The organism is Paenibacillus sp. Y301, assembly GCF_059445505.1.
This window is the reverse complement of sequence record NZ_JCAIUL010000014.1, coordinates 36527-57057: the sequence shown is the minus strand read 5'-3', so window position 1 is coordinate 57057 and position 20531 is coordinate 36527. Positions and strand designations below refer to the sequence as shown.

The 20531-nt window shown below is 42.0% G+C and carries 16 protein-coding genes; 12 read left to right on the top strand and 4 right to left on the bottom strand.

Annotated features, from left to right (window positions below):
* Window position 1: 1 nt before the first annotated feature.
* The 4 genes from AC1D69_RS19985 (at window position 2) to AC1D69_RS19970 (ending at window position 9104) form a co-directional block, all read left to right on the top strand.
* Window positions 2–457 (top strand): SRPBCC family protein, encoded by a 456-nt coding sequence (locus AC1D69_RS19985; protein WP_495457901.1) that lies wholly within the window; start codon window positions 2–4, stop codon window positions 455–457.
* A 312-nt stretch (window positions 458–769) separates the two neighbouring features.
* Window positions 770–3181: a 5'-nucleotidase C-terminal domain-containing protein gene (locus AC1D69_RS19980; protein WP_495457900.1), complete on the top strand. Its 2412-nt coding sequence runs from the start codon at window positions 770–772 to the stop codon at window positions 3179–3181.
* Window positions 3182–3366: 185 nt separating this feature from the next.
* The gene (locus AC1D69_RS19975) at window positions 3367–8448 is read left to right on the top strand and encodes an AAA family ATPase (RefSeq protein WP_495457899.1); all 5082 of its coding nucleotides are present in this window, start codon (window positions 3367–3369) and stop codon (window positions 8446–8448) included.
* Window positions 8445–9104: a response regulator gene (locus tag AC1D69_RS19970; protein ID WP_495457898.1), complete on the top strand. Its 660-nt coding sequence runs from the start codon at window positions 8445–8447 to the stop codon at window positions 9102–9104. Before AC1D69_RS19975 ends, AC1D69_RS19970 begins: the two co-directional genes overlap by 4 nt.
* Before the next feature lie 75 nt (window positions 9105–9179).
* Here AC1D69_RS19970 and AC1D69_RS19965 read toward each other — a convergent pair whose 3' ends face one another.
* Entirely contained in the window at window positions 9180–9476 is a 297-nt protein-coding gene (locus AC1D69_RS19965) for a putative quinol monooxygenase (protein WP_495457897.1), read from the bottom strand.
* A gap of 152 nt (window positions 9477–9628) precedes the next feature.
* Here AC1D69_RS19965 and AC1D69_RS19960 point away from each other — a divergent pair, with 152 nt between their 5' ends.
* Window positions 9629–10258: a peptide-methionine (S)-S-oxide reductase MsrA gene (locus AC1D69_RS19960; protein ID WP_495457896.1), complete on the top strand. Its 630-nt coding sequence runs from the start codon at window positions 9629–9631 to the stop codon at window positions 10256–10258.
* A gap of 259 nt (window positions 10259–10517) precedes the next feature.
* Here AC1D69_RS19960 and udk read toward each other — a convergent pair whose 3' ends face one another.
* Window positions 10518–11156 carry a uridine kinase gene (udk, locus tag AC1D69_RS19955; RefSeq protein ID WP_495457895.1) on the bottom strand — a complete coding sequence of 213 codons (639 nt, stop codon included), beginning with the start codon at window positions 11154–11156 and terminating at the stop codon, window positions 10518–10520.
* Window positions 11157–11478: 322 nt separating this feature from the next.
* Between udk and AC1D69_RS19950 the strand changes: the two genes are divergently transcribed.
* The 7 genes from AC1D69_RS19950 (at window position 11479) to AC1D69_RS19920 (ending at window position 18129) form a co-directional block, all read left to right on the top strand.
* On the top strand, window positions 11479–11712 hold the full coding sequence (locus tag AC1D69_RS19950; RefSeq protein WP_495457894.1) for an RNA polymerase sigma factor: 234 nt from the start codon (window positions 11479–11481) through the stop codon (window positions 11710–11712).
* Window positions 11709–12998: a DUF4179 domain-containing protein gene (locus tag AC1D69_RS19945; protein WP_495457893.1), complete on the top strand. Its 1290-nt coding sequence runs from the start codon at window positions 11709–11711 to the stop codon at window positions 12996–12998. The genes AC1D69_RS19950 and AC1D69_RS19945 overlap by 4 nt, the downstream gene beginning before the upstream one ends.
* Window positions 12999–13151: 153 nt before the next feature.
* On the top strand, window positions 13152–13487 hold the full coding sequence (locus AC1D69_RS19940; protein ID WP_495457892.1) for a PadR family transcriptional regulator: 336 nt from the start codon (window positions 13152–13154) through the stop codon (window positions 13485–13487).
* Window positions 13484–14812 (top strand): FtsW/RodA/SpoVE family cell cycle protein, encoded by a 1329-nt coding sequence (locus AC1D69_RS19935; protein WP_495457891.1) that lies wholly within the window; start codon window positions 13484–13486, stop codon window positions 14810–14812. The genes AC1D69_RS19940 and AC1D69_RS19935 overlap by 4 nt, the downstream gene beginning before the upstream one ends.
* Window positions 14813–15024: 212 nt before the next feature.
* Complete coding sequence (locus AC1D69_RS19930; protein WP_495457890.1) at window positions 15025–16116, top strand: threonine aldolase family protein; 1092 nt, start codon at window positions 15025–15027, stop codon at window positions 16114–16116.
* A gap of 467 nt (window positions 16117–16583) precedes the next feature.
* Window positions 16584–17129 (top strand): 50S ribosomal protein L25, encoded by a 546-nt coding sequence (locus AC1D69_RS19925; protein WP_495457889.1) that lies wholly within the window; start codon window positions 16584–16586, stop codon window positions 17127–17129.
* A 163-nt stretch (window positions 17130–17292) separates the two neighbouring features.
* Entirely contained in the window at window positions 17293–18129 is an 837-nt protein-coding gene (locus AC1D69_RS19920) for a protein-glutamine gamma-glutamyltransferase (RefSeq protein WP_495457888.1), read from the top strand.
* 35 nt (window positions 18130–18164) lie between these two features.
* Here AC1D69_RS19920 and AC1D69_RS19915 read toward each other — a convergent pair whose 3' ends face one another.
* Both AC1D69_RS19915 and AC1D69_RS19910 read right to left on the bottom strand, forming a co-directional pair.
* Complete coding sequence (locus tag AC1D69_RS19915; protein ID WP_495457887.1) at window positions 18165–19019, bottom strand: SDR family oxidoreductase; 855 nt, start codon at window positions 19017–19019, stop codon at window positions 18165–18167.
* 221 nt (window positions 19020–19240) lie between these two features.
* Window positions 19241–20200, bottom strand: coding sequence for a hypothetical protein (locus AC1D69_RS19910; protein WP_495457886.1), 960 nt, complete (start codon window positions 20198–20200; stop codon window positions 19241–19243).
* Window positions 20201–20531: the final 331 nt, after the last annotated feature.

Here is a 20531-nt window from a genome sequence, read left to right as displayed (position 1 = left end):
TATGCCGAACGGTTCACATCATGTGGAACTTCCAGTTCCTATTCAGAATATATGGAATTTCGTAAGTGACATGGATAAATGGGCTCCACTTGTACCAGGATATATCGAACATGAAATATTAAATGAACGCCAATCCACTTGGAGCTTCAAAGGCGATCTTGGTTTTATGAAAAAGACAGTTAAGCTGAAAATTGATATTACGAATTGGATTGAACCGACTAAGGTGACCTTTGACTTGAAAGGGCTTTCAGATAATTTCGTCGGGGACGGTTACTTCGAGGCGAAGGTCATTGACGATAACAACACTAGCATGACTGGATACCTTGATATCACAGCGAAAGGTGCTATGGGACCTATGATCAATACTATTTTAAAAAGCTTCGTACCAAAAACAGCTGAGGATCTTACAATAGCAATCTCTGATAAAATCATTGAAATTGAGAATGTCAGCGTATAACCTGAGTTCCGTACTAACGAGGACACCCTTCAGGGTGTCTTTTTTTCAATGAGTGTAATTAATTATAGTAATACTATTGGTGAAAATATGAAATAGGGACTATGAGTGGATAGAATTAGGACTAGATGAGGTTGTTTTTGCTACTTACATGACTTTACATGTTATTTCGGGTGTTATTTTGACATAATACCCTTTTATATGACATTAAACATAACATATATATTAATAATGACTATTTAAATCTAGTAATACTTAACTCTACTTGTATGATATACTATCATTGATCTTATAAATGATAGGGAGGATTAATACATGTCGAGTTGGAAGTTACAATGGAATAAGAGGGTCTCTTCTGTAGTAGTGGCTACTCTACTCTCTGTGCAAGTGTTGGGCGGAGTTGTTATGGGTTCAGTTTGGGGTGGGAACAAGGTAGAGGCTGCTAGCCTATCTGCCACAGATGTTGAGGTCCATTTAATTGGAATTAATGATTTCCATGGACAGTTGGATACGGTTTCTACCGTAACATACAACGCAACATCCATGCCTGTAGGAACAGCGGCGATTCTAGCTACTTATCTGAAAGAGGCTCGTGCAAAATATACCAATTCACTACTCTTCCATAATGGTGATTCTGTTGGGGCGTCGGCTCCTGTGTCTTCACTAGAGCGTGATGAACCAACACATGAGTGGATGAACCTGATGAAATTCGATGTGGGTTCGTTAGGAAACCATGAATTTGATCAAGGTGTAGAGGCATTAATGACACAACTTAACGGTGGAGTGGATCCTAAAAATAGTAGTGTTACCCACGCTGGCTCGGATTTCAAATATGTTAACGCCAATGCTGTAGATAGTACAACTGGCACTCCTATTATTGATCCTTATGTTATTAAAGAAGTGGGTGGCGTAAAGATTGGATTCATAGGTCTAGTAACCAAGTCCACGCCAGCTAAAGTAGCTCCTTCAGGTACGGTGGGTGTTCGTTTCCTATCTCCTGCGGAAGAAGTTCTAGCGGTTGAGGGTTATGCTAAGGAGCTTCAGGCTCAAGGCGTTGAAACAATCATAGTGCTTGCACATGATCCTGCGACGACCAAGACTGGTGTCACAACTGGAGAAGCGGCAGATCTAGCTAATGCACTTCCAGCAAATTCTCCTGTTGACGTTATCGTTGCTGGTGATAATCACGCGCTAGCTAATGGCGTTGTAAATGGTAAACTAATTGTACAAGCTTACTCATATGGTACGGCGTTCGAAGATATTAAACTGATTATCGACCCTATATCAGGTGATGTTAAGGAGAAGTCGGCGGAGGTTATTAATACTTTCCATGAGGGTGTAACACCTGACCCAGAGACCGTCGCTCTAGTCGATAAGTATTTGGCAAAACATCCGGAGTTGACTAAGCCTGTAGGTACGACAGATGGTACCGTTACTCGTACAGATACATACACCAAAGAGTCGTCTCTTGGTAACTTGATCGCTGATGCGATGCGTAGCGCAGACTTCGGTGATGGTGAAGGGGTTGCGGATTTTGCCTTTATGAACCCGGGTGGCATCCGCGCGGATCTTCCTACTGGTGATGTTACGTTCGGTGACTTAGCCAAAATTCAACCGTTTGGTAATACATTGGTGAAGCTGACACTTACGGGTGCACAGATTAAGGAACTCTTGCAGCAGCAATGGAATGTAAAAGCGGATGGAACAGTCGATGTTAAAACGCTACAAATCTCCGGTCTGAAGTATACAGCAAATATGTATCTTCCTGTAACGGAACGTATTGCTAGCCTTACATTAGCTGACGGTAAGCTAATTAATCCAAGTCAAAGTTATACGGCTGTTGTTAACAACTTCATGGCAGCGGGCGGAGATAATTACAAAGTTTTGATGGATGCTAGTACATCTGTTCCTGGACCTATCGATCTGGATGTGTTCTATGATTACATCGTGAAGACATTCAAGGGTGGCGCTATCACGGCTCCAATTGAAGGACGTATAATCAATAATCTGACGGCTCCGTCTACGACGAACCCTCCTGCAACTTCAGGACCTTCGCCATCGACGCCGTCGACATCTAGTCCTTCTACGACGCCGAGTCCAACACCAACACCAACACCAACACCAACACCAACACCAACACCAACTCCTGTGGTACCTGTACCTACAACGGAGCCTGTACCTCAGTTTAAAGATTTAGGTCAAGTTCCATGGGCTAAGGTAGAAATTGAGTCTTTGGCGGCAAAAGGGATTTTAAAGGGTATGGACTTGAACACATTCGCACCAACCAAAAGTGTGACTCGGGCAGAGTTCGTCACTATGTTGGTTCGTGCTCTGAAGCTGACAGACACTGGATCAGTAAAAACATTTAAGGATGTAAAAGAAAATGCCTGGTATTCAGACTCTATCGCAATTGCGGTTAACCTTGGCATTGTAAAAGGTTCTGGAAACGGGAATTTTGAACCAAATCGTGAAATTACCCGCGAAGAAATGGCCATTATAGTCGCAAATGCTTTGAGCAAAACGCTTAAAGCAACGGACAAGGATGTGGCGCTCAACAAGTTTACGGATAAGTCTAATATTGCCGAATACGCACAGGAAGCTGTAGCGCAGTTGGCTAGTGTAGGAATTATCACTAGTATAAATGGTAAGGAGTTTGCACCTAAGGCTATAGCAAACCGTTCCCAAGCGGCAGTTATTATCTTCCGTATGTTGGGGCAAGCGTCTTAATCATTAATAAGAACGCAAATTAAAGTTAAACAAAAAGGTAGTTGTCGCAGAGTATTCTCTGTGGGAGCTACCTTTTTTTATTTATCGTATCAAGTTTAAGTGTAGGTTTTACGGAAACAGATGTTATAATTGTTATTATTTGTCGATGCGTGTAGATACATATATGAAATTGGGAGTGCGGCGTCATGATCGAGTTATCAGGATATCAAACGGTAGATATCATAAGCAATAATGGAGAAATAGAGTTATACAGACTTTTACGTCAAGAAGATAACATAAGTATCATTGCAATGACGACGTGCGACGAATATCCTGGACCCGCTATAATTGATGCTTTTCGATACGAGTATGACATTCTTACGAGATTGAATGGTACAGGAACGCTAGAAGTGTATAGCCTGGAGATCATGCCGAAGCGGCCTATTCTACTTTTACTAGATATCGGGGGAGGAACTCTCGATTGGGTATTGCGTACACGTGCCAATAGGTTAGAGCTTTCGGAGCTACTCCGTATTGCTATAAATACTGTCGATAGTCTTATGCAATTACATCGTAAGAATATCATTCTAAATGAATTAACTCCTTTCCATTTCTTTGTCAATCCTGACACATTTGAAGTAAGGTTTATCGATATTCGCATGTGCACAACCGATTCTGAGAAGAGTCCACTACCACTGCCTAGTGACCGTCCGGATTGGGTATTACCTTACATATCACCAGAGCAGACAGGTAGAACGGAGATGACTCCGGATTATCGCTCCGATTTCTATTCGCTTGGAGTCATGTTATATGAGTGGTTCTCAGGGAGCCTTCCTTTTGAATTTAAAAATGCATTGGATATCGTATATCATCATCTTGCTAGTACGCCTGAATCTCTTGATCATCGATTCTTCAATATACCTAAATCGATCTCCGACATTATCGCAAAATCCATGGAGAAGATGCCTGAAGCGAGATATGAAAGCGCATTCGGGATGAAGTCGGACCTAGAGGAGTGTCTGGCCCGGTGTCAGGTCTCAGGGGAGATGGATTCCTTTGTACTCGCTAGCCACGATATTTCGGAGCGTTGGGTTGTACCCTCTCATATGTATGGACGACAAGCTGAGCAAGAAATATTGAGAGAAGCGTTACAGCGAGCGACAAATGGAACCACGGAGATGGTCTGGGTCAGCGGTAGAGATGGAGTAGGGAAAACGTTCTTCGTGAAGGAAACACTTCGAAAAACGGTTACCTTCGAAGGATTCCTCGCTATAAGCAAAATTGACTCTCATTATACTGCCTATCCTTACGATATATGGATTCAAGTGATAGATCAATTAGTTGGCCAACTGTTGATGGAAGACAATATACAAGTGGAAGTTTGGAAATTACGTATTATCAATGCGGTAGACAGTTATGGACAATTGCTAATCGAACTGGTTCCTAAGTTGGAATTACTCATTGGTCAACAGCCAGCTGTACTACCACTACCGCCAATTGAAGCACAGCGACGGTTACACATTCTTATGAACCGATTTATCCAGTTGTTTCTTCATCGTAATTATCCATTGGTACTGGTTATCGATGATCTTCAATGGGTAGATGAAGCTTCGCTTCAATACCTTTCGTATCTTGTGGAGGATCGGGAGACGAAACATTTACTCGTAACCTTGTTGTGTCGAGATGGAGAGATTACGCCTGAACATCCGCTAAGTCGTTGGAAGAAACATTTTGGAGATCGTGGCACCTCATGGAGTAATATTTATTTGAAGCCCCTTGAAGTTGCCGATCTACATAAGTTGCTAACTGAGGCGAAGCATGACGATGTAGAAGATATGGATATGCTGGCAACAGTGTTATTTCAAAAAACAGAAGGGATTCCTTTATTTCTCAACCGATTTATCCAGGATTTGATTGATAATAAACTAGTCACCTTCAATGAGTTAGATCGATGTTGGAAATGGAACTTACAGCTTATAAAGAAAATGAGTGTCCCTGATCATGCCGTTGATTACCTAACGGATAAATTGAAGCTTCTTCCGGACCAAATGATGGTTGCACTTAGTAGGGCTGCGGTTCTGGGTAGAAGCTTTGATCTAGACACGCTGTTCTTTATCACTGGAATTCGTCTGGAGCTACTATCAGAATTACTAAGTATGGCTGTACGAGAGCATTTACTTCAGCCCGTAAATAGTGGGAATGACAAGCAGTATAGATTTCAGCATGACCGTATTCAGCAATTTGCTTATTCTCTAGTTCCTGAGGAAGAGCGTCCCGACTTGCATTTGAAGATCGGTTCGCTTTTGGTCCATCGTTTGAACTGCAAAGAAGAGGTCAATATATTTGAAGCCGTTAATCATCTGAATCAGGCATGGGAACGTATAGACTATACGAAACAGAGGTTGGAAGTGGCTGTACTCAATCTACAGGTGGGACTAAAGGCGAAACAATCGACCGCATACGAGACGTCATTGAAATATTTACGCTATGCTACGGAACTCTTGGGAGAAAATTATTGGGATAGAAATTATACTTTGACATTCCGTTCTTTCCTAGAGCGAGCGGAGGTGGAGTATTTATGTTCCCATTTCGAACATGCTAATGAATTGTTTGATGTACTGATGAGTAAAGCGAAGACTAATTTAGATAAAGCACTTGTATGCAACGTTAAAATTAAATTGGAGTCAGCCCAAGATAACTATGAAGAAGTCATTTCCTTAGGTCGTAAGACGATGCAATTATTAAATGTTAGCCATAATTTCGATCCAAGTTCAGTTGCGTTAACTCAACAATGGGTGCGATTAAGTCGTAAAATTCGGAAGCATCCGATTGAGACGCTAAGTCATCTGCCGCCTATGACAGATGAAGCGCGTAAAGTTGCGATGTCCGCATTGGTTGAAACGGGCAATGCTTGTTTTTTTGTAAACGAGAAGGCTTGGCTTGCATTGACTTTCACAATGGTCGAAATGACACTGGACTACGGCATGACACCTGAGGCTTCTATCGGATTTGTAGGATATGCCATGTTTCTAAGTTTCCACTCTCGAAATGATAAAGAGGCATGTAAGTGGGGCACGCTTGCTTATAGTTTATCAAAACCGTATCCCAAGCTTCATGTGAAGACACTTAGTTCATTCTCTATGTGTTATGACAGTTGGCGGCAATATGACCCGCAGTTCATTGACACATTTACTGAGTATGCTGGCAAAGTAGGATTGGAATCAGGAGATCTGTGGCATGGCAATCAGAGTGTTCTGATCAATTGTGGGCTGCTCCTGCAATATGGATACCCACTAGGGAGGATCTATGATCGGTTAATTGCACATTCGGGAGATTTCCTTCGTCATAATAATAGTCTTCATTGGAAACAAGCAACAGTTACTGTGGCTCTTCTTGTCCGATTAACAGGATATCGTGCACCTGATGATCCATTTGATATTGATCATATAAGCAGCGAGGACTTCGCTGCATCGGTTCACGGGGACGAGTTCAATGTGATCCAAGAGCTCGTCTGCACGCTTCAGTATTTACCTGGTTATTTGTTTGGTCAATATCGAGAAGCGAATGAGGCTTTAAAGAAGGCTGCAGCTATTCTGGAATCGCGCAATAATGGCTTCGATAATTCTGTTCAGTATACATATGAATCACTAGTACGGGCACAGCTTTATGAAGAGGCTACTTATCAGGAGAAAAAGGAACTTAGGGTAAGTATGCATAAACGCTTGAAGCAATTAAAGCTATTGGCTGAACGTTGCCCGAACAACTATTTGCATAAATATTTGCTCATCAAAGCTGAATTTACCCGACTGGCGCAAAAGAATCGCCAAGCAGAAGAGCTTTACGAACAATCAATTGAGGCTGCACGTAAATATGGTCTTATTCACGATCTAGCTATTGCCGCTGAGTGCTACGGTAAATATGGTCTTAGTCAAGGTAAGCAGCAGCTTGCGAAGATCTATATGACGGAAGCATATGAATCTTATCTTCAATGGGGAGCAGCGGCGAAAGCGGACGATCTGGAACAAAGGTATGGTCATTTAATACATGCGAGACGAGAGTCAGGAATGGAGAACGTTGATTCTCTTTCCGTTATCATGTCAGCACAGGCCTTGTCGGGCGAAATGGAAATGAATCGTTTGTTGGGGACATTGATGCGTATTATGCTCCACAATGCCGGAGCAGAATACGGAGCAATCATTTTCGACAATGAAGGCAGGTGGACCGTCGAGGCTTACGGAACAGCGGAGGAGCAACACATCGAATCTGTTCCACTTCAGGCGGAGTCAGAATTGGTTCCAGCAGCTATTATTGGATACGCTGCGAGAACGCAAGAGGAAATCGTGCTACATAACGCGGTTAGCGAAGGAATGTTTATGTATATCCCGTATGTTAGGAACAATGGGTTGAAATCGGTCCTCTGCTTTCCGATCTTGTATCATAATAAGTTGGTATGTGTGCTTTATATGGAGAATAGGCTATCACCTGGTGTGTTCACACCACAGCGGCTTGATGTGATAAAACTGCTTGGTTCTCAGTGCGCGATCTCCATCGCCAATGCCAAGCTTTACTCAAGGGTTCAATATCTTAAGGATAACTTGGAGGATCAAGTTGAAGAAAGGACTCGTAGCCTCGAACGTTCGATGCGTGAGACGTCCGCTGCTCTAGCTGATGCTTCTGTTTATGAAGAGCGAAATCGTATTGCTCATGAAATTCATGATATTGTTGGGCATACACTCACATCGACACTTCTTCAAATAGAAGCGGGAAAGAGGTTGATTCACAGAGATACAGAAGGAGCCACTGAGCGCTTAAAAGAAGCTCAGGATCTTGTCCGACATAGCCTGAATGAAATCCGTGGATCCATCCATATGTTGAAAGAGGATAAATATGCTGATCTTGCACTCATATTGAATCAACTGATTCGAGATACGGAACGGAATATGGGCGTTGAAATACATGCTGTCTTTTACGATGTTCCTGAGTTGCCGATAGTCTATAAGAAGACAATTTATCATGCGCTACAGGAAGGATTGACGAATGGCATACGGCATGGAGAGAGTAAAGAGTTCCACTTCAGTCTGGAACTTGTAGGCTCGATTTTGCAATTTAGACTTGAAGATCGTGGCATAGGTAGTAGTCATATTGTAATGGGGTTTGGATTGAAGGCGATGAAAGATCGTGTAGAACAAACGGGTGGCAGCTTATCAATCGATTCACGGCTTAACCAAGGATGTCTACTGAGAATCGAATTGCCTTATCCAATGTTACGGATGGGGGATAGAGAATGAGGAAGATAACGGTTGTGATCGCAGATGATCAGATGCTGACACGAGAAGGACTTCGAACCATTCTAGATTTGGAGGATGATCTCGATGTGGTTGGTGTAGCTAAGAACGGAGTAGAGGCTTGTGAGATGGTAAAAGTGCTACATCCGGATCTGGTGTTGTTGGATATTCAAATGCCTCTTATGAACGGAATTAGTGCATTAAAGAGAATAAAACGGGATTTTCCACAAACATTTATCTTGATTCTAACTACTTTCATAGATGCAGACTACATCGTAGAAGGAATGGCGTATGGAGCAAGCGGCTATATGTTAAAGGATATGGATTCAGATAAAATGATCGCATCAATCCGGGATACGGTGTCTGGTCAATTCATTCTACCAGCTGCCGTCGCTGCTAAGATAGCAGAGCGGATTAGTCATTTTACGGAAGATTATGAACATAGGCAGAAGAGTTTGGATCGAATCATGCTGACAGAGCGGGAAGAGGAAGTGGCCAAGCTTATTATCCAAGGATTAAACAACCGTGAAATTGCCGATGCGCTTCACATAGCTGAAGGTACAACTCGTAATTATATCAGTAATCTCTATGGGAAATTACAGGTTGTTGACCGAGCGCAAGCCATAGTTCGCCTTCAAACATTAATCTATACCTTTTGAAAATATAGATAATCCCTACTTCAGCCGTTCCGCTGGGTAGGGATTATTTTGCCTATTATATTCAAAGATCTTATTCTACTTTTGTACCGGTTGGCCATTAAATAATTGTACATCTAATGGAGCTGTAAGGAAGTTCTCGGCTTTAGCAACGAAAGAAGTGAAGGGCTCACTTGCATTATGAATTTCAACAGCCTTTTCGTCGTTCCACACTTCAACCATTGTAAATAAATTCTCTTGTTCAGTATGTTTGTATAGATTGTAGGAAATGTTACCCTCTTCTAATCTAGAGGCAACGATTAAGGGTTGAATCTCTTGCACAAATGCTTGATGTTTTGCTGAATCTACAGTGAAATTAGCATGAATAATAATCATTTAAATACTCAGCTCCTTGTTTAGTGGTATAGAGAAACAGTTTATGTAACCATATTAGATAGGTCAACTATTATATCATTAATATATCCATAAAACCACAAAGGAAGTTAGTCTGAACGGATTTTAAATTTGTATTTGAGGAGTGATATAACGTGAATCAAGAATCGATAACACTTGGGATAGGCTGTTTTTGGAGTCCAGATGCCTTGTTTGGGCATTTGCCAGGCGTGATTAGAACGCGTGTAGGATATGCAGGGGGGACCACTAATAATCCTACCTATCGCCAGATGGGAGATCATACGGAAACGGTAGAAATGGATTTCGATCCGGACATTATATCTGTAGAAGACATCCTGAATGTGTTCTGGAACCATCATAATCCGGTGAATATTAATGATTATAGAGGACGGCAATACATGTCAATTCTACTGTATCATGATGCGAAGCAAAGAGAGCAAATGTATAAGGTGATCGAGAAGAGAAAGCGTGAGGATAATAAGGGAGAAACATTAACATTAATCGCACCTTATGAAGGATTACACCTTGCGGAAGATAACCATCAAAAATATTCTTTGAAGCGACACCCTGATGCGTTCGGAAAGCTTAATATACTCTATCCTGATCACAATGATCTAGTAAACTCTACATTAGCTGCCCGATTGAACGGACTGGCGAAAGGTTATACGAATCTAGAACGCATTACGAATGAAATTCAGCAATGGAGAACCAACGTAACGAATCAGAGAATCATGATAGATGGAATCCGCAACATGCGTTGGTAGGCATTAAATGGGTAATTTTGATGGGAAGGTGACATTATAACTATAACGGGAGCAGGAAATGGAATTGGGCAAGAGGTGGCTTCTTACTTCCATATAAAAAAATAAACTGTCGAGATTCCTCGACAGCCTTAGGTAGACCTATGGGGTCTGCCTATTTCATTGTACTTACGAGCATTCCGTTCCATATATTGCATCTCCGGAACTGCCTAACAATCATTCGAACGACAGGGACAACCTGAATGAGCAAATCTATTGCTATTTAAGAGTCCGCTAGCGCCCGATGATCACCTGTTAGGTATTTCTCAGTCAGAATGGAGAGCATTTGAATACCAACCTCATTGTGTCCGCCTTGAGGAATAATGAGGTCGGCATATTTTTTGGATGGTTCGATAAACGCCTCATGCATTGGTTTTACCGTGTTCAAATATTGATTATGGATTGAGCGAATCGTCCGACCCCGTTCTTCAATATCGCGAACTACGCGACGAAGGATACGCACATCTGGGTCGGTATCGACAAATACCTTGATATCCAGCTCATTTCTGAGGTTCTCATCGGACAATAGATGGAGGCCTTCGAGAATGGCAATATTGTTCGGTTTTAGTTCAACTGTGTCGACAACTGAACGAGCATGAACTGTGAAATCATATACGGGAGCTTGAGCGACTTGTCCTTTCTTTAGACAATTGAGGTGCTCAATGAGCAATTCGTTGTCAAAAGCGAGCGGATGATCATAATTAATCAATTCGCGTTCAGCCAAGCTTAGATGTGTATGGTCTTTGTAGTAGTTATCTTGAGATATGAACGTTACTTTATCTGATCCAAGACGGTCAATAACGGAACGAGCCACTGTTGTTTTTCCGGAGCCGGTGCCGCCGGCGATACCAATAATGAGCATGGCGTTAGAATAAACCTCCCTTAATAATTGCCTTTGCAATTCCAATATTGTAGCATAGCGGCAACATTTTTTCACCTGGGTTCGACAATTGAAGTACGGTAATGTTTAAAATTCGACAATATTAAGAATAAAGGTGACTTCTAGAGAAGGATTATCAGTGTAATGGAGAGTTTGGATGACTATTAAGAATATTTACATAGTATTTTATAAATGGTTATTAACTATGTAACATTTATGTAAAACTGTTTGGCATGTTATTGAGTCTAATAGTTATAGATGCAAAGTGGGCAGGGGAGGAATCGAATGAATAACGAAACGGTTATTGCTCGAATCGGTTGTTAATGAGCTAGATGTCAACTATCTGAAAGTAATTCAGCTTAAATATTATCACGATATGACGATTACTGAAATTGCGAGAACGTTAAAGAAGCCTGAAGGCACGATTAAAACATGGTTGCATAAAGCCCTCGGAGGGCTGCGGCAGCGCTTGAAGGTGAACAAGGTGGATGAGAAGTACCAATATAACGAGCGTGAATTGCCAGAGTTGGAGGGATGAAGGGACATATTGAGCAGCTTGTGGTCCCTGCCGGAATCAATGAGGCGGTTCGAAGCGGCATGTATCTCGGACGAAAACGCAGAAGGCACCACATGATGACGAGAATGGTTTCCTTCACTGCGTGTCTGTTATTTCTGGTAACGATAGCTTCAATCCGATTCTCCCCTGTAGTGGCCGTATATGTGAGCGATATACCCGGTCTTCGATCGTTCGTCCAGCTTATCAGTTACGATAAGGGTCTGCAGTTAGCGCTCGAAAGCGACTTCATGCAGCCGGTTGGACTGTCTGATGAGCATGATGGTATCCAGTTAACAGTGGATGGAATTCTCGCAGACGAATCGAGAATCGTCGTATTCTATACGTTAAATAATCTAGATGGGCGTAAGCGTGTCATAAATCTTGTAGATGTAAAATTGGTCGATAACAAGGATATATCCCTCTCGTATGGGTCTTTCAATTTCAACGAAGATTGGGAGAGCAAACAAGGAACGGTTGAACTGAATTTGCACGATGGGGTCGAGATCCCAAATACCCTGGATCTACGACTTAAGGTGGGGAAGGAGAAGATAGAGGACGGTCCAGTCTGGCAGATTGTAGTCCCTGTTGATAAAGAGAAATGTGAAGGTCTGAAGGAAACATATGATATTAATCAGACGGTCATCGTTGAAGGCCAGCGGATACATTTTGGAACAATGACCGTCTATCCAACTCGGATTGGGTTAGAGATCGATTATGATTCATCTAATACGAAGAAACTATTTTATTTTGATGATATCCGAATTGAAGATGAACAAGGCGAAACATTTGGTACAATCACCAATGGCATATCCGGTTCGACCATTGACGAGAATCGACAGGGGCTCTATTTCCAGAGCAACTATTTCCACAAGCCGAATCAACTCTATTTGCGGGCTAGTAGCATTCGAGCACTCGATAAAAGCAAACTGGAAGTGCTCGTGGACCTCGATAATATGCAACTGCTCTCTCGCCCGGTTAACATGCTCACACTCGATCCTGCGAGTGACAGTGAAGAAAAGAGCCGGAAAGCTCTCGTCCTTCACCTGAAGAGTGATGATCCGATGGATGAGAACCGTGGGTTCAGTTTGTTCGAGAACAAATACATGGATAGAACGGGTCAATTATTCGCATTCAACCGGACAGAGGGACATTCCTCCGGGGAGTTATACTATTATCTTGAGAAGGCGGACTATATAAGCCCGCTAAAACTCACAATCTCCGATTATCCATCCCGCATTCGGGGTGACATCAACCTTAGAATCAAATAAGCGACAACGAAAGGGCTAATCCGCTAATGGAGTAGCCCGTTCATTTTTTTTTGTGGCTTATAGACAAAACAGAACTATTCCTGTAATCTAATACCTATATTACATATGCATAGATATACTAGGTATTATGCGCGAGAGGAGTAAAAAATACTAATGAACAGTATTCCTAAGGAATTACTCAAAGGTAGCACAGGTACATTGGTACTTACCTTATTAGCTCGTCAAGATTTGTATGGGTATGAGCTGATTAAGGAGTTGGAACGTTGTTCCGACGGGGTGTTCCTACTGAAAGAAGGAACTTTATATCCGATTCTCCATGCGATGGAGACTGAACAATGGGTGGAGGCTTATTGGTCCCAAGTTGAAGGGCGGAAGCGTAAATATTACCGACTCACGGAATCAGGTAAAGGACAGCTAACGAAAAAAAAGCAAGAGTGGGCACAATTTCGGAATGCGGTCGATAACGTCCTCGGGGAGGGAAGTATATGATTCGGGATCACGAAGGAATTCAGCGTTACTTAGATGAAGTATGTTCCCGTGTCCGCTCAAAAGGATCACATCGTGATATTCGACATGAATTAGAGAGTCATCTGGAAGAGCTCGTATTGGAACGAGAATCGACAGGTGTGGAGCGAGACGATGCTGTACTCTGGGCTATTGACCAGATGGGCAATCCTATAGATGTGGGAGATGGGCTACATTCGGTACATCGTCCGAAGACGCATTGGGGTCTTTTAGCAGGAGTAATGATATTCGTCGTTTTCGGGATTCTAGCGATGGTTGCAGTAGAAGGATCCATTGGAACAGGAAATGATGATATGTATATACAGTTTGTGTATTCAAAAGCAATGGCCGTCATTATTGGTATGGTATTTATGGCTTTCTTTTATTTTTTCAATTATCAGAAGATAAGATCGTATTCCTTCGGATTATACGCAGTTATTATCATGGGCACGATAGTAACTTTACTCACCGGGGTTACAGTGAACGGATCAGGTCATTTCTTTCGTTTACCTTTTATCACGTTAGATTGGTTTGGCATTACCCCCTATTTGTTGATGATTGCAGCACCGGGCATGATCATGAGTTGGAAGAACCATAAATGGTTCTGGATGTTAACAACGATAGCTTTTCTAGTTGTCCCGACGCTTTTATTTTTTACATTTTCTACGATGAGTTATTTATTGCTCTATACAGTCGGGTACGTTCTGTTACTCATATTCATGACAAGAAGCTGGTGGGCAGTAGGGATACACGGAATAGTGATGGGTTTGGTTATATTGCTAGGTGTATTGCAAAGGGATTATCGATTAGAAAGAATAGCTTCGTTCTTCAATCCCGATAAAGATCCTCAAGGTGCAGGGTATATACATGGTGTGTTGGAATCAAGTATTCATTCCGCAGGTTGGTGGGGTCATGGGTTGAAGGGTGAAATGACGCAGCAAATTCCATATATATGGAGTGATAATATTGGTACCTTTTTGATCTATAGTTTTGGATGGTGGATCGGAATTGTCATTGTGATTAGCATCGTATTCTTTATTGGACGTCTCCTTCAATCTAATCGAGCTGTGAGGGAACCCTATGGGCGTGCTCTTGGGATGGGTCTAGCCGGAATGCTTAGCTTCCAAATGGTCTATAGTGTGCTCATGTCATTTGGTCTAGTGCCCACTATTGGAATACCCTTTCCATTCCTGAGTTATGGAGGTAGTCATGTTATGATTGAAATGGCTATATTGGGTCTGATCTTAGGCATCTACCGAAGAAAAGATGTGGTGGGAAGTAACGACGAATTATATGCTCAACGATTATAATATGAACTAACATAAGGGGAAGGAGATATGGATTTACAACGCATAGCTTATATTCCCTAACTATATCAGAAGACGGATATCAACCTTTAAGAGGACGGTATCCGTCTTTATTTGTGTCTGATTAGGAGAGGGTTAAATCTGATGAGACAGCCTATGGAGAAAGAGGTATACTTTTTATATGAAGAATTGAAACGACAAGGAGTGGACTCTATATGAACAATAAGAAGGCATTATCAGATGGATCTAACGAGAGAACTTATGACCTTGGAGGCCATAGCAAGCGAAACGTTCAGGTATTATTAGAAGCTCTGAAAGATATCGATGGAGATCAGATGAGTGATATATATGGAAAAGGTGCAGTAATCGAAGATTTCCAAGATAAGATGGCGCAATATTTGGGAAAGGAATCGGCAGTTTTTTTCCCGAGCGGAACGATGGCACAGCAAATTGCTTTAAGAATATGGTGTGATCAAAAAGGCGGGAAACGTGTTGCATATCACCCTTTATGTCATTTAGAGATTCATGAACAAGATGGTTTAAAAGAATTGCACCATATCGAACCGGTCTTACTTGCAGATAAGGATAGCTTAATTACGCTAGAAGACGTTCAGAATATGCCGAAGGATATTGCGTGTCTATTACTTGAATTACCTCAGCGGGAGATTGGGGGTCAATTGCCTGATTACGCAGAGCTTGAAGCTATTTCTGCTTATTGTCGAGAACAAGGGATTAAGCTACATCTGGATGGTGCCAGACTTTTTGAAATCTTACCGTATTATCAAAAATCAGCTGAAGAAGTTTGCGCACTCTTTGATAGTGTATATGTATCCTTTTACAAGGGGATTGGTGGGATCGCAGGAGCGATTCTCGCTGGCGGTAAAGATTTCACGAATGAATCTAAGGTATGGAAAAGACGTCATGGCGGAGATTTAATTAGCTTATATCCTTATATCATCAGCTCGGAGTATTATTTCAATCAGCGCGTGGATAAGATGGGACAATATTATCAGGAAGCCAAAGAAGTGGCTGCATTATTTAACCAGTGCCAGGGTGTTGCGACAATACCAGCTGTACCGGTATCAAATATGTTCCATGTTCATTTTGATATGCCGAAAGATCAACTTGAGCCGATCATGAGTCGAGTTTATGAGGTAACAGGTGTGAGCTTATTGCCTTATTTCCGTGATGCTAGTGAACTAACCTGCTACAGCGAAATAAGTATTGGAGATCGTTATGCTGAAATACCGAAGGATAAGGTAACGGAAGCATTTCAACGGTTGGATGAAGAGATGCGAGAATCGTAATATTATTTCGATATAGAATTGCTAAGCTACGGCGCATACTGTTATTAGAAGAACCTGCTATATAGCGGGTTCTTTGAGATGTCAAAGTTAAATTACAGAATAGAGAGAGGATCATATGTCACCTATTACACGCTTCGAAGTCGATTCTTTTTATAAAAATCGCCAGTCGGTTAGGCTTGTCTTATCTGAGCTAGATTACCATCACTAATTCGTCTAACTCTGAAAGACCTGTTCGACAAGGGTATGTTTCTATGATATGGTATGAGGAACCTATGGGCATTCCACTCTTTCGAGTGGGGTGCCTTAGTGTATATCTATAGGTTTTTTACATTAAATGTCTTTAGGGCATAATTGAAAATACTTGGAGGTAGTGATGCTATGTTTCTCTCTGTATCCCTAGTCGGGGAAAGATCCAGCGACTAATAATAGAGCGCAAAGATCATATATTGAAGAGGAGCGAATAGATCATGACAACATTATTTCAAGCAGAGGAACGCACACATCTGAATACATCGGGGCTTAGGAATCTACGCCAAGAGGGACGTCTTCCTGGCATCGTTTTCGGTCGAAATACGAAGAATGAGATGATCCATATTTCAACAATAGAATTTCAGAAATGGTTAAAGCGTGGTGCAGTTGGTTTTATTGAGTTGCAGCTTGAAGGAAAAGAGTCTTTATCCGTATTAATGGAGGAACTACAGCGTGATCCAGTAACACGGGATTTGCTGCATGTTGATTTCCAGCAAGTACAAACAAACGTGATCATACGCACAAAATTAGCATTGAAGATCACGGGTACACCAATCGGTACAAAGCAAGGAGGAGTTGTACAAATTCAGAGTGAGTTCGTTGAAGTAGAAGCCTTACCTAGACATTTACCGAATGTAATAGAGTGTGATATTGGTGGTATGAATATCGGGGAATCATTGCTTGTAAGTGACTTGGATTTGCCAACAGAAGTGACAGTTATTTCTGGAGGAAATGAGCTTCTCCTATCCGTCGTAAAACCTTAATTCAATACTTGTGAGCCATTATAACTAAACTTTTAATACGCTTAGAAAAGTACCGTAGCTGCAATCACTTGCAACTACGGTATTTTATTGTTCTGCACAAACATCCAATCTGACACGTACAATAACCTATACTCCGAAAAATACGGCATGGGGGGGAACTAGGATGATCGTGATCTCAGGTCTGAATGAAGAACTAATCGATACGTTACCGTTAACTGACTTAGAGAAGAAAATTGTGAATCAAAAGAGAAATAGTCCAACTGTCTATCGATATGACTCTCTGGAGGCTTTGCAATTCGAGTTAAAGATGAGAACGAATATTGTGGAGGCGGCTAAAGCTCTAGAAACTAGTGATGCAAGTTTTGCAACGTTCGATAATTCCAGATGTAATAAAGAATTGTGGACACGGACAAATAATGGCGGGTTTAGACTGAATAGCGGCATTCTGCCTTCGGATGGGATCAATGATATTTATAGAAATGGGCATTTGTATGCGTTTGAGTGTGCAACCGCTATGGTCATTACTCTGTACAAGGCGACACTCGATGTACTAGGTAAGGAAGTATTTGATCGATATTTTCAAGATTTGTACTTAAGGGATTGGAATTATGACAGTGACTTACAGTTGAAAATCATAGAACACAAGGGCGACGCTTACGCAGGCGACATCGTATATTTTAAAAATCCAGACCATAATCCTATATCGCCGGAGTGGCAGGGTGAGAATGCTGTCGTATTAGGAAGAGACTTATATTATGGCCATGGCATAGGGATAAGATCGGCAGAGGAAATCATAGCATCCCTTAATAGAAGAAGAATACCTGGTAGTAAGATATCTGCGTATATGTCTGATGAGGTTGTTCATCCGGATTTTGAATATCTGCGTAAATTATCGATAAGATTAACTCAGACTCATCGAGCGAGAGCAAATCAACATCATAGAGGTGACATTGTTGCAAGGGTAGGATCACACATCTATACTCTCCATAATAAAAGGTAAGAGATTTCCGATTTCCTAATTAAATTAGTTAGCTGCTATTTGCCTTGGCGAGTTTTCTCAGCGAGAACATTCCATTGTTCTTCAGTAATCTCAAGAAGATCGTTGAATTCGCCTGCTCCTTGAAGCCACTCTCCTCCATCGATCGTAACGACCTCTCCATTAATATAACCGGCATAGTCTGAGATTAGATAAGCTGCTAAATGAGCAAGTTCTTCTTGATTACCTACACGGCGTAGAGGAATCCGATTAATCATCTTTTCTTCTATGTCAGGCGTGGGCATGAGTCTAGACGTTGCACCATCCGTTGGAAACGGGCCTGGGGCAATAGCAACTTGGCGTATTCCGTGACGTGCCCACTCCACGGCAAGGGAGCGGGTTAGTGCTAATACGCCCGCTTTAGCCGCAGCGGAGGGTACAACAAAGGCTGATCCTGTAGAAGCATAGGTGGTCACAATGTTCAGCATGGTACCCGGATGACGTTGTTCAATCCACCTTTTACCGACTTCCAACGTCGTATACATGGTTCCATGTAATACAATATTTAAGATTGCATCTACCGCTCGGGGAGAGAGGCGTTCAGTTGGACTTATAAAGTTACCAGCGGCATTATTAACCAACACATCGATTCGCCCAAATTGCTGTTCGACGGCCTCCACAAGGTCATGAATTTGGACAGGATCTCGCACATCGGTGACTTTGTAGAATACGTTATTCCCGTTTACACTTAATTCTTCTGCTGTTTTTTTTAATGTTTCTTCGCGTCGACTTGCAATGGCTAGTTTGGCTCCAAGATTCAGGAATTGTGTACCCATGGCTCGTCCTAATCCAGTAGCTCCACCTGTGATGAGAACGACCTTGTCTTTTAATAAATCTTTTGAAAAAGGTCCCATAATTCACTCTCCTTTGACTCTGATCATCGTTATTGGTCGTGTCAATTAGATTATGCTGTAAGGATAGCGAAGATGCTATAGAAAAGATAAGATGAACGGAACATATTTTTTCTGGGAGTCGTTAAGTGTGGGATAACTCTTGGTGTTAAAATGTAGAGTTTTGGCTTCACCTATTCGTTAGAACAGGCTACCGATCATTGGTAGCCTGTTTATTTATAATGTTATTTAGATTCCTTTAATTCCTCTAGTTGTTCCTTAGATTCCTTTAGTTCCTTATCTTTGCCACCTAATTTAATACCAATCTGACCGTCATGGCTGCCTACATGCCCACCAATTCCGAGTTCGACACCTTGACCTCCACCTAACTGTCCCTTCGCATGGGCGCCTAATCCACTCTGACCTCCAAGCTGAGCACCAGTAGTAAAGCCAATGCCTTGGTTAATTCCCATGTGACCATCTGCATGAGCACCTAGTCCACTCTGACCACCGAGTTGAGCACCAGTAGTAAACCCTGCACCTTGTTTGAGTCCTAGGTGTCCCTTGGCTTGAGCACCAAGCCCATGTTGACCACCGAGTTGAGCACCGGTTGTAAACCCTAGCCCTTGACCACCGCCTACTTGGCCTTGCGCTTGAGCACCAAGCCCGTATTTGCCGCCTACCTGTGCTTCCGTATTAAATCCTACTCCTTGGCTCTTTCCGAGATGACCGGTGGCTTGAGCATCGATAATATGTTTGTCTCCGACCTGACCACCTGTTGTGACTTGGAGACCTTCGTTAGTACTTAGGTCAGCTCCGCCATGTACGTTAATCCCGTATGGCTCTCCGAGATGGCCGCTCGCATGCGTACCGATACTATGGCTAGTTAAATGCCCATCAGCTGTAAATCCAACGCCGTGCTTACCACCTATTTCCCCAGCGGTATCAATACTAATTCCCTTACCCTTACCTACAGATCCGATAATATGGCCATTTACGCTCTCTTGTCTATCCGCATCACTGTCAGATTGATTCTCAATAGGCCCTATGCGTGAGGAGGAGAAATGATAGTAATGTGAGTAAGGAAAGGGCTGAGACCGGAAGGAATGATCAGGACGTTGAGCATTCGCAAATGTTGGCTGGGATTGATAGGAATAGAATGATTGGGGATCATAGTTGTTCTGATCTCCATTTCTAATGTTCATTTAGAAAACCTCCAATAGGAATATGATGATATAGCCTATTCACACAGCGTTTGAAATGTCACCCATATACAGAGGATGGTTGAATATTGTTGTGTATTTACGATGAATTTGTAACTCGTTCTATGTGAAAAGTCCTTGCAGTTCATGTAACAAACATAATATGATCAAAAGAAAGCGGATACAAGTAATCTCTTTTAAAAGTAATAAGAGAAGGTATCTACTGAATAGAAGGTGAAGGTAATATCTTATATTTACAATTTAAGATATTTATTACATTAAACAAAAGCCATTTTAAAATTAGGTAGATTCTCATCTGATCTAACGATGTTAG

Excerpts from the sequence above, each read along its gene's own strand:
- AC1D69_RS19985 (WP_495457901.1), top strand. The coding sequence starts at position 2 with ATGCCGAACGGTTCACATCATGTGGAACTTCCAGTTCCTATTCAGAAT.
- AC1D69_RS19980 (WP_495457900.1), top strand. The coding sequence starts at position 770 with ATGTCGAGTTGGAAGTTACAATGGAATAAGAGGGTCTCTTCTGTAGTA.
- AC1D69_RS19975 (WP_495457899.1), top strand. The coding sequence starts at position 3,367 with ATGATCGAGTTATCAGGATATCAAACGGTAGATATCATAAGCAATAAT.
- AC1D69_RS19970 (WP_495457898.1), top strand. The coding sequence starts at position 8,445 with ATGAGGAAGATAACGGTTGTGATCGCAGATGATCAGATGCTGACACGA.
- AC1D69_RS19965 (WP_495457897.1), bottom strand. The coding sequence starts at position 9,476 with ATGATTATTATTCATGCTAATTTCACTGTAGATTCAGCAAAACATCAA.
- udk (WP_495457895.1), bottom strand. The coding sequence starts at position 11,156 with ATGCTCATTATTGGTATCGCCGGCGGCACCGGCTCCGGAAAAACAACA.
- AC1D69_RS19945 (WP_495457893.1), top strand. The coding sequence starts at position 11,709 with ATGAAGGGACATATTGAGCAGCTTGTGGTCCCTGCCGGAATCAATGAG.
- AC1D69_RS19940 (WP_495457892.1), top strand. The coding sequence starts at position 13,152 with ATGAACAGTATTCCTAAGGAATTACTCAAAGGTAGCACAGGTACATTG.
- AC1D69_RS19935 (WP_495457891.1), top strand. The coding sequence starts at position 13,484 with ATGATTCGGGATCACGAAGGAATTCAGCGTTACTTAGATGAAGTATGT.
- AC1D69_RS19930 (WP_495457890.1), top strand. The coding sequence starts at position 15,025 with ATGAACAATAAGAAGGCATTATCAGATGGATCTAACGAGAGAACTTAT.
- AC1D69_RS19925 (WP_495457889.1), top strand. The coding sequence starts at position 16,584 with ATGACAACATTATTTCAAGCAGAGGAACGCACACATCTGAATACATCG.
- AC1D69_RS19920 (WP_495457888.1), top strand. The coding sequence starts at position 17,293 with ATGATCGTGATCTCAGGTCTGAATGAAGAACTAATCGATACGTTACCG.
- AC1D69_RS19915 (WP_495457887.1), bottom strand. The coding sequence starts at position 19,019 with ATGGGACCTTTTTCAAAAGATTTATTAAAAGACAAGGTCGTTCTCATC.
- AC1D69_RS19910 (WP_495457886.1), bottom strand. The coding sequence starts at position 20,200 with ATGAACATTAGAAATGGAGATCAGAACAACTATGATCCCCAATCATTC.